The following is a 2,637-nucleotide window of genomic DNA, read 5'->3' on the forward strand; positions in this document are numbered from 1 at the left end:
CGCCCCCGTCGGCCCCGCCCCCGTCGGCCCCGTTCCCGTCGACCTCGTCGTCGTCGAGTTCCACCCAGCCCCGAAGCGAGGCGACGGCGGGGCACTGCCGGTCAGCCAGCGCGGCGTGGAGCTCCACGTCGGGGTTCAGGCCGGGTTGGACCAGTCGGAACACCTTGACCATGAGGTCGTCACCGAACACCAGGGACGAGTTGGACTGTTCGCCCTCCAGCAGCCTCCCGCGGACGGGCTCAGGGGCCGGGGCACCCTCCACCAGGCGGAATCGCAGACCCCCCACGAGGTCCTGCGCGGCCAGGTGGGTCACGAGTGACTCGGTCCCGCGCGGGTCGCGCAGTCCGTCGTAGACGACCGGTGAGGCGCCCTCCGGGGTCAGGGGGAGCGTCCGGCGGTCGTCGGGCAGGGACTCCGCGGTGGCCAGCGGGACCTGGTAGCGCTGCGGTCGGCCGTCCACCTCCACGTCGACCAGCAGGTGCTCCACCAGGACGTCCTCGTGGTCCAGCAGGACCGCGCGCCGGGCGATCCGCACCGCGGACAGTCGCCGGCCCTTGCCCGCGAACCACCGCTGTGCGGGAAGCCACTCGGTCAGCAGGGTGACCATGGTGTCGTCGTCGACCGGGGGGATGCTCATGGCGTGCCTCTCATGCCGGTGTCTCGGTGGGACTGCGCAGTTCCAGCCAGTAGAAGCCGTACCCGGGGAGGGTGAGCTGATACGGGTCGGCGTCGATCTCGGGGAACGGGACGCCGCCGGTGAGCTCGGTGGGTCGGCGGCCGGCGAACTCGGACAGGTCCAGACGCACGGCCTGCGGGAACCGCGAGAGGTTGTTGACGCACAGGATCACGTCCGCCTGCGGGTCCTCCTCGGGGGACCCCATCGTCCGGAGGTAGGCCAGGATGCTCGGGTTGGACCCACCCAGGTCGACGAACTCACCGCGTCCGAACGCGGGGTGGCTCTTGCGCACGTGGATCATGCGACGCGTCCAGTGCAGCAGGCTGGCGGTGGAGTTGAGCTGCGCCTCCACGTTGACCCCCTGGTACCCGTACTGCGGGTCCATGATCACCGGAAGGTACAGCCGGCCCGGGTCGCAGCGGGAGAAGCCGGCGTTGCGGTCGGGGCTCCACTGCATGGGTGTGCGGACGGCGTCACGGTCGCCGAGCCAGATGTTGTCGCCCATCCCGATCTCGTCGCCGTAGTAGAGCACCGGCGACCCGGGCAGGCTGAGCAGCAGCGCCGAGAACAGTTCCAACTGGTTGTGGTCGCCATCGAGGAGCGGGGCCAGGCGCCGCCGGATGCCGATGTTGGCCTTCATCCGTGGGTCCTTGGCGTACTCGGCGTACATGTAGTCGCGTTCCTCGTCCGTGACCATCTCGAGCGTCAGCTCGTCGTGGTTGCGCAGGAAGATGCCCCACTGCGCCGAGGAGGGGATGTCGGGGGTGTGCGCGAGGATCTCGGTGACCGGGAACCGGGACTGGCGCCGCACCGCCATGAAGATCCGCGGCATCAGCGGGAAGTGGAAGGCCATGTGGCACTCGTCACCCACCTCGGGCTCGCCGAAGTACTCGACGACGTCCTCGGGCCACTGGTTGGCCTCGGCCAGCAGGACCCGCCCGGGGTACTCCTCGTCCACCACCGCCCGGCACCTGCGGAGGAACTCGTGGGTCTCCGGCAGGTTCTCGCAGTTGGTGCCGTCGCGCTCGAAGAGGTACGGCACGGCGTCCAGTCGGAACCCGTCGATCCCCAGGTCCAGCCAGAAGCGCAGGACGTCGATCATCGCGTCCTGGACCTCGGGATTGTCGTAGTTGAGGTCGGGCTGGTGGGAGAAGAAGCGGTGCCAGTAGAACTGCCCCCGCACCGGGTCGTAGGTCCAGTTGGACGTCTCGGTGTCGACGAAGATGATGCGGGCGTCCGGGTACCGGGTGTCGTCGTCGGACCACACGTAGAAGTCCCCGTACGGCCCGGTGGGGTCGGAGCGCGACTCGGTGAACCAGGCGTGGGTGTCGGAGGTGTGGTTCATCACCAGGTCGGTGATCACCCGGATGCCCCGCTGGTGGGCCTGGTCGAGGAATTCGACGAAGTCCTCGACGGTGCCGAACTCGGGCAACACGGCGCGGAAATCGCGGATGTCGTATCCGCCGTCGCGCAGCGGCGAGTCGTAGAACGGCGGCAGCCACAAACAGTCCACCCCGAGCCACTCGAGGTAGTCGAGCTTCTCCGTGAGCCCGCGCAGGTCTCCGGTGCCGTTGCCGTCCGAGTCGTTGAACGCCCTGACCAGGACCTCGTAGAAGACCGCGGACTTGTACCAGTCTCGATCGATCTCGAGCTCGGCCGCGTGCCGGTAGCTGTCGGCGCTGGGCTCGACCACGTGCCCGTCGTCGGTGAGCTCGGGCTCCGCGTGCCGGGGATCGGGGTGCCGGGGATCGGACGGGTGCGGGTCGGCCTGGTGTGGGTCGGCATGAAGTTGGTCAGCCCGGTGGCGCGACATCGGAGACATGGGGGCGAGCCTACGGGCCAGTACGATCCGTTGCATGTGGAAAACCGGCCCGACGGAGCGCATCCGCGGCCTGAGGAGCGTGGATCCCGCGCGGTCGTACCGCGGGCGGCACGGCCGCCGGGCGCGCGCGCTCGCGGCG

2 protein-coding genes are annotated in these 2,637 nt (G+C 69.5%); both read right to left on the reverse strand.

The features are described from left to right. A partial coding sequence (locus G6019_RS14220) for a maltokinase N-terminal cap-like domain-containing protein (RefSeq protein WP_439822632.1) occupies positions 1–637 on the reverse strand: 637 nt, incomplete at its 3' end. A 10-nt stretch (positions 638–647) separates the two neighbouring features. After that, complete coding sequence (treS, locus tag G6019_RS14225) at positions 648–2,489, reverse strand: maltose alpha-D-glucosyltransferase (protein ID WP_228549585.1); 1,842 nt, start codon at positions 2,487–2,489, stop codon at positions 648–650. Between the last annotated feature and the right edge of the window lie 148 nt (positions 2,490–2,637).

The sequence above is a fragment of the Dietzia sp. DQ12-76 genome (genome assembly GCF_014145045.1).
Taxonomy (GTDB): Bacteria; Actinomycetota; Actinomycetes; order Mycobacteriales; family Mycobacteriaceae; genus Dietzia.